General features: G+C 64.3%; 6 protein-coding genes. 3 read left to right on the top strand and 3 right to left on the bottom strand.

Annotated features, from left to right (window positions below; genetic code table 11):
• The coding region (locus tag A8G15_RS29980; RefSeq protein ID WP_245687877.1) for a sigma factor-like helix-turn-helix DNA-binding protein at nucleotides 1–187 on the top strand (187 nt) is incomplete at its 5' end.
• Nucleotides 188–251: 64 nt separating this feature from the next.
• Here A8G15_RS29980 and A8G15_RS17115 read toward each other — a convergent pair.
• Nucleotides 252–1,244 carry a replication protein gene (locus tag A8G15_RS17115; RefSeq protein WP_068162045.1) on the bottom strand — a complete coding sequence of 331 codons (993 nt, stop codon included), beginning with the start codon at nucleotides 1,242–1,244 and terminating at the stop codon, nucleotides 252–254.
• 377 nt (nucleotides 1,245–1,621) lie between these two features.
• A complete protein-coding gene (locus tag A8G15_RS17110; protein ID WP_068162042.1) occupies nucleotides 1,622–1,807 on the bottom strand; it encodes a toxin-antitoxin system HicB family antitoxin in 186 nt (61 codons plus the stop codon).
• A gap of 195 nt (nucleotides 1,808–2,002) precedes the next feature.
• Between A8G15_RS17110 and A8G15_RS17105 the strand changes: the two genes are divergently transcribed.
• On the top strand, nucleotides 2,003–3,415 hold the full coding sequence (locus A8G15_RS17105) for a cytochrome P450 (RefSeq protein ID WP_068162039.1): 1,413 nt from the start codon (nucleotides 2,003–2,005) through the stop codon (nucleotides 3,413–3,415).
• A 75-nt stretch (nucleotides 3,416–3,490) separates the two neighbouring features.
• Nucleotides 3,491–4,528, top strand: coding sequence for a GAF domain-containing protein (locus tag A8G15_RS17100; protein ID WP_068162037.1), 1,038 nt, complete (start codon nucleotides 3,491–3,493; stop codon nucleotides 4,526–4,528).
• Nucleotides 4,529–4,759: 231 nt separating this feature from the next.
• Here A8G15_RS17100 and A8G15_RS17095 read toward each other — a convergent pair whose 3' ends face one another.
• Nucleotides 4,760–5,206, bottom strand: a complete 447-nt coding sequence (locus A8G15_RS17095) for a helix-turn-helix domain-containing protein (RefSeq protein WP_068162034.1) — start codon at nucleotides 5,204–5,206, stop codon at nucleotides 4,760–4,762.
• Nucleotides 5,207–5,597 lie beyond the last annotated feature (391 nt).

The raw sequence follows: 5,597 nt of genomic DNA, 5'->3' as shown, positions 1-5,597 counted from the left end.
ACTCCACGGGGCACTATCGATCGCCGAACCCCGAGACCAATTCCTCGAACGCGCAGAACTCCGACGCAATCAGGTGGTTGAACTGCGCGAGCAGGGAATGAAGTACCGCGAGATCGCCGAGAAACTGGAGATGTCGACCGGAGCTGTGGGCCGGATACTGCATGATGCCCGCAAGCTCGAGGGGTAGAAACGGCTTCCGCGTGAAACGATTCCATTCCGTCCTTCCGGTACTGACCGAGCGAGAGCCTGCTTCAGTAGCGGCGCCGGCCGAAGCGGTCCTTGTGCGTCTGGGTACGCAGGCCGGAGCGCTGCGACAGCACCCGCTGGATCTCGGCGTGTGCGGCGGCACGAGTGTCATCGCTGGCCGGGGGATTGGCGGCGCGACGGTCCAGTTCGGCGCGACGTTCGGTGGCGCGGCGGGACTGGATCTCGGTGCGGCGTTCGGTGGGGGTCGGTCCTGACCACACGTCGGCGAGGGCGCGGAGCTGCCAGCGCAGGAAGGCGTTCGGGGACGCTAGGTGCGGGAGGGTGCGTTCACGGCGGAACTCGGTGATCCGGTCGGCGATGTCGTCGCCGGTCCAGCGGGTGGTGTCGATGCCCGCAGCGGTCAGGGCGTCGGAGATCGCTCCGACGTGGTGGTGGGTGGTGCCGGGCACGTAGTGGCCGTCTCGGCCCACGCCGCGGTATTCGGGCATCGCGGGACCGAGTCGGTCGGCCAGGCGTGCAGCGGCGATCTGGGTGTGCAGCGGTCGGGGTCGGTGGCTGGTCAAGGTCCGTGCGCGGCGCGGAGCGCGCGCGTTGGTGAGTTCTTCCAGACGAGAGATACCCGTAGAACCCAAGGGGTTCTCGGGTAGATCCGCATGATTCGGAAACTGTGGATAAACCGAATTATCTGACGTGAACCTGCTGGTCAGTGCCCACACTGAGGCGGCACGGAGTTGTCGGCCGCCGTGGGTGAGGCTGGCTTCGATGCGTTCGGTGATGGTCAGGTAGCGGCCTCGGACAATCTCGGCGGCAGCTTTGATGCGGCGGAGGATCTGGCGCGCGCGGTCGAGGACGTCGGTGCTGATCCCGGCGTACTGGGCGAGGGTGTCTCGGGAGGCGGTGAGGCTGCGGCCGGTGGACTCGTCGGCGTAGGCGGCGTGGGCGTTCGCGGCGGCGATGAACTTGTCGGGGGCGATGCGGTGCTGGTGGCAGGTCTTGATGCCGGTCTCGCTGCGCGCCCAGGTGATGATCTGGCGCATCCATCCGGCGCGGGAGTCCCAGACGGGGATGGTGGCGTACGCGCCGTCGGCGACGCGCAGGCTGTAGCTGCCGCGTCGACGGCGGCGGCGTGTGGAAGTGGCGGCTCGGCCGGGACCTCGGCGGTTGCCTCCCCGCGGGGCCGTGCTGCACCGGGGGCGACACGCTGGGGTGTGATTTGCAGGGGAAGTTGAACTAGACGAGCAGCGCTCGCTAACATACATAGCGAAGACTTTCTGAGCGGAAAGTTGAATGCCCGAAACGTTTGGCGACCGATCGGGCGGATATTTGGTTGGGAAACCCTCCACCCTGGCAGGTGGGGGGTTTTCTGCTTCTGCGGGCGGGCTAGTTGGCGGCTAGCGGCCCTCTCTGCTGGCGTTTACACGGGCACCGTCCTGATCTCGCGGGCGAGGTCCGGTCTGCCCGCCTGGAGTGCGAGGAGGTCGGCGACGTACTGGGATAGCGCGATCTTGGCGTCCCCTGCGTCTTTGCGGAGCTGTTCGTGCAGCTCAGCGGGGATACGTAGAGTCATCGAGGCGCGGTCGCCTTTGTGCGGCTGTGCCATGCGTGAACCCCCGTTCTTCAAGATCGGTCGATGAATCTGACTCAGATTAGCGGCCGAGTTCACCGTTGTCAGTTACCCGCGTGTATCGGCGTGGCGCGTGTCGACTAGTGGGACATTGGGCGCGGATGCTCCCTGGGACCGGTTGACGGGAGGCTGCGGTGTGAGTTACACGGACTGTGGGGCACACTCTCAGGAATGGCGTCACCGCAGCTTTCGACGAGCAGCCCTGCGACCAGCACCGACTCACAGCCGATTCCGCAACCTCGGTGGAGACTGCCACTGCTGGGGGATCTACTCAGCATCGACGTCGCCAAGCCGGTGCAGCGCGAGATGCAGATGGCACAGGAACTCGGCGGGATCTTCGAACGCAAGATCCTCCAGCACCGACTGATCGTGGTCTCCGGCGCCGACCTGGTGCGCGAGGTCAACGACGAGGAGAAGTGGGCCAAGTTCCTCGGCCAACCGCTCCGCAAACTCCGCGTCATCGCCGGAGACGGGCTGTTCACCGCGTTCAATTCCGAACCGAATTGGCGTAAGGCCCACAACATCCTCGGCCCTGGTTTCAGCCAGGCCGCGATGCGCAGCTACCACGACTCGATGCTCACGGTGATCGATCAACTGCTGCACAGCTGGGATGTCGCAGCCGAGGGGGGCCGCTATGTCGACGTATCGCAGAGTATGACCTCGCTGACCTTCGACGTCATCGGGCGCTGCGGGTTCAGCCACGACTTCGACTCGTTCAACCGCACCGAACCCGATCCGTTCATCGAGGCGATGAGCCGGGCGCTCGAGTACGTCAACCGTTCCTCGAACGACATCCCGATTCTGCGCGCGCTGTTCGGGCGAGCGGCCCGCGAGCAGCACGCCCGCGATATCGCATTGATGCAGGAAACGGTCGATCGCATCGTCGACGAGCGCATGCGCTCCGGTGACACGCCCACCGATCTGCTCGATCTGATGATGCACACCGCCGACCCCGACACCGGCGAGCAGCTCAGCCGCGAATCGATCCGCAACCAGGTCCTGACCTTCCTGGTTGCGGGCAATGAAACCACCGCGGCCACCTTGGGTTTCGCCATCCACTTCCTGAGCCGATATCCCGAGGTCGTGGCCAGGGCACGCGCCGAAATCGCCGAGGTCGTCGGAGCCGACGCGGAAATCAATTACGAGCAGGTCGCCAAGCTGCGGTATGTGCGGCGGGTGGTGGACGAGACACTGCGGTTGTGGCCGGCCGCACCGGGATACTTCCGCAAGGTGCGGGGCGAGACGACGCTCGGCGGACGCACCCTTCCTCCGGGATCGTGGGTGTTCGTGCTGCTGCCGCAACTTCATCGCGATCCGCTGTGGGGCGACGATCCGGACCGGTTCGACCCGGACCGGTTCGAATCCGAGGCGGTGCGGCGACGTCCGGCACACATCTTCAAGCCGTGGGGAACCGGGATCCGGGCGTGCATCGGGCGGCAGTTCGCGTTGCACGAGGCCGTGCTGACACTTGCATCGCTGATCCGGCGGTACGACTTTGCTCCCGACCCCGACTACGAACTCGATGTTCACGAAGCCATCACCCTCAAGCCCCGAGGGTTGACGGTCAAGCTCTCGCGTACATAACGGGTCAGTTGACCCGGTATCTTCCTTCCCGGGCAGCTGCACTGTGCCCACACCAGGGGAGGAAATAAGTCAACGATGATTCTCAATGAGTGGCACCTGATCGAGACGTTGATCGACGGGGAGATGTCCGTTGTCAGCTGCGGCGGTGCAGTACGGGGCTGGTCGTCGGTGAACCGGCATGTTCAGCCGACCCCTGACATTGCCATCACGCGGATCATTCAGGAGGCAGTTCGCACTCGTCGTGCCGTCAAGCTCGATGTGAGTTCCCGTAAGAGGGCGCAGAAGACCTTCCACATCGAAGCGATTCCTGTCCCCGGGCCCGGCGGTGAGGTGCACGGCGTCCAGGTGTGGGTCGGTGAACCGGGTCGAGTTCCGAGTCCTCCTCGCATAGTCGCTGGCATCGCGTGGGACCTCGAACGCATGGTGATCGGTCAGACGGTCGAGGCCTCCATGATGTCGGGGGTGCTCCCCGGAGATCATGTTCCGGAGCGAACGCCAGCGGAGTACATCGCGAAAGCTGTCAAGTTCGACGCTTCGGCCTCGTTGTTCGAATTGGGGATAGGTCCGGTGCACGGCCGCAAGTGGGAGGCGCCGATGTCGGTTCTCCATGCCGACGGGCGGGTGATGCGCTGGTATTGCTGGGGCAAGGGTCGCACCGATCCGGGAAACGTCGGCATTCGGCTGCTCTGGCATGACGTGTCCGATACGACGCCGCCGGAGTTGCCGACATTGAGTGAGCTGGGAATGCGGGAGATGCTGCGAACGGCGGGGGTCTACACCGGCGTGTTCGCCGCCGAGTTGGCTGTTCTGACCATGTGGCTTCCTGATGCGCCACCGTGGGTGGCGTGGCGGAACGTCAAGGGTGGAAACGACATCGTTCATCCTGATGACCGATGTGTCCTGGCAGAAGCGATCGCAGCATTCCGCTCGGGCGATGCTGCTTCCCGAACTGCTCAGGCTCGCCTGCGCTCCGAATCAGGTTGGCGAACAGCGCAGTTGTCGATCAGCCCGTACCCCGGGCCTCTCAGCGACCGCCTTGTGCTCGTACAGGTTTCGGCGATGGTGAGCGAGTTCGATGCACCCGCAGAGGGTTTCTGCGGGTCCGATCAGTGACTTCGGGGAGGTTCGGTCAGTCACCGGCTACCTGCGGTGATCTGGTAATTTCTCTTCCGCGTCCCCGCTCGTGGGGATTCCCTGGGGCTTGTCTGCTCGGCCTTGGAGGTAGCACAGCCAGTTTTCGGCTGCCTCCGCATGTCTGCGTGAGGCGGGCTGCTATCTCCGCGGGAGAGTCCAGACGTGGTAATCCGTACGTTCCGTACGTCGACTGACAGCGTGTCGTGCGCGTCAGACCGGCGTGCCCGGCGGTCGAGTTCGGGAGCGTTCGTAGGCGGCACGAATCTCGGCTGTGTCCACCCCCAGCGCTTTCCCCAGTCGCTCGGCAACCGGTTCTCGCAGCGAGGTCTCTCCCAGTTCCAGACTGCTGAGCGAGGCCGTGGAAATGCCGACTTCGAGAGCCAGTTGCGGCTGGGTAAGGCCGGCCTGGACCCGCAGATCGCCCAGGTATCGCTCGTGCGGGGGTATCCGCACGAGTTCGGACATCGGGACTTCGAGGGCTGTGACCACTCGTGCAAGTCGGTCCACCTGCGGGGTGGCCTGCCCGGATTCCCACGCACGCACGGCTGCAACGCTCACTTCGGCGAACCTCGCCAGGTCACCGCGGGTGTAGCCCCTTTTCGTCCGCAGATCGATCAGCCTCTCCCGGTCGAAACCCCGAAGAGGTCGTCTCGTCATTCCCACAAGCTTTCCACGAGCGATAACACTGCCCTACAGGAATGGTCTGCGTCATCTTCCACTAGAATAGATTTTGGCGTAATCTACTGGAATAGATTTTCACGCGAAGTGTTTCCGTTGCGAAGGAGGTAGCTATCGGCTGAACCGGAGGTGAGCCTCTGGCCGGCAACCAGAGTGCGGCGCCGCGGCGAAGCCACCGGCATTCACATAGGGAAACCCCGGATACGTGTCAGTGATTGGCGTCGATGTCACGTATCCGGGGTGAACCCACTCACGTAACGACCCATCCGGGCGTGCTACGCAAGCTCGGGCACCCGGTCGCTGCCGACTAGAGAGCCCACATCTTTTTCGGACGCTGCCCTCCTCGCGTTACGGTCAAGCCCCTGGTAGT

The organism is Rhodococcus phenolicus (assembly GCF_001646785.1).
GTDB classification, from domain to species: Bacteria; Actinomycetota; Actinomycetes; order Mycobacteriales; family Mycobacteriaceae; genus Rhodococcus; species Rhodococcus phenolicus.
The sequence above is the reverse complement of the archived record's forward strand: the minus strand, read 5'-3'. Positions and strand labels throughout refer to the sequence as shown.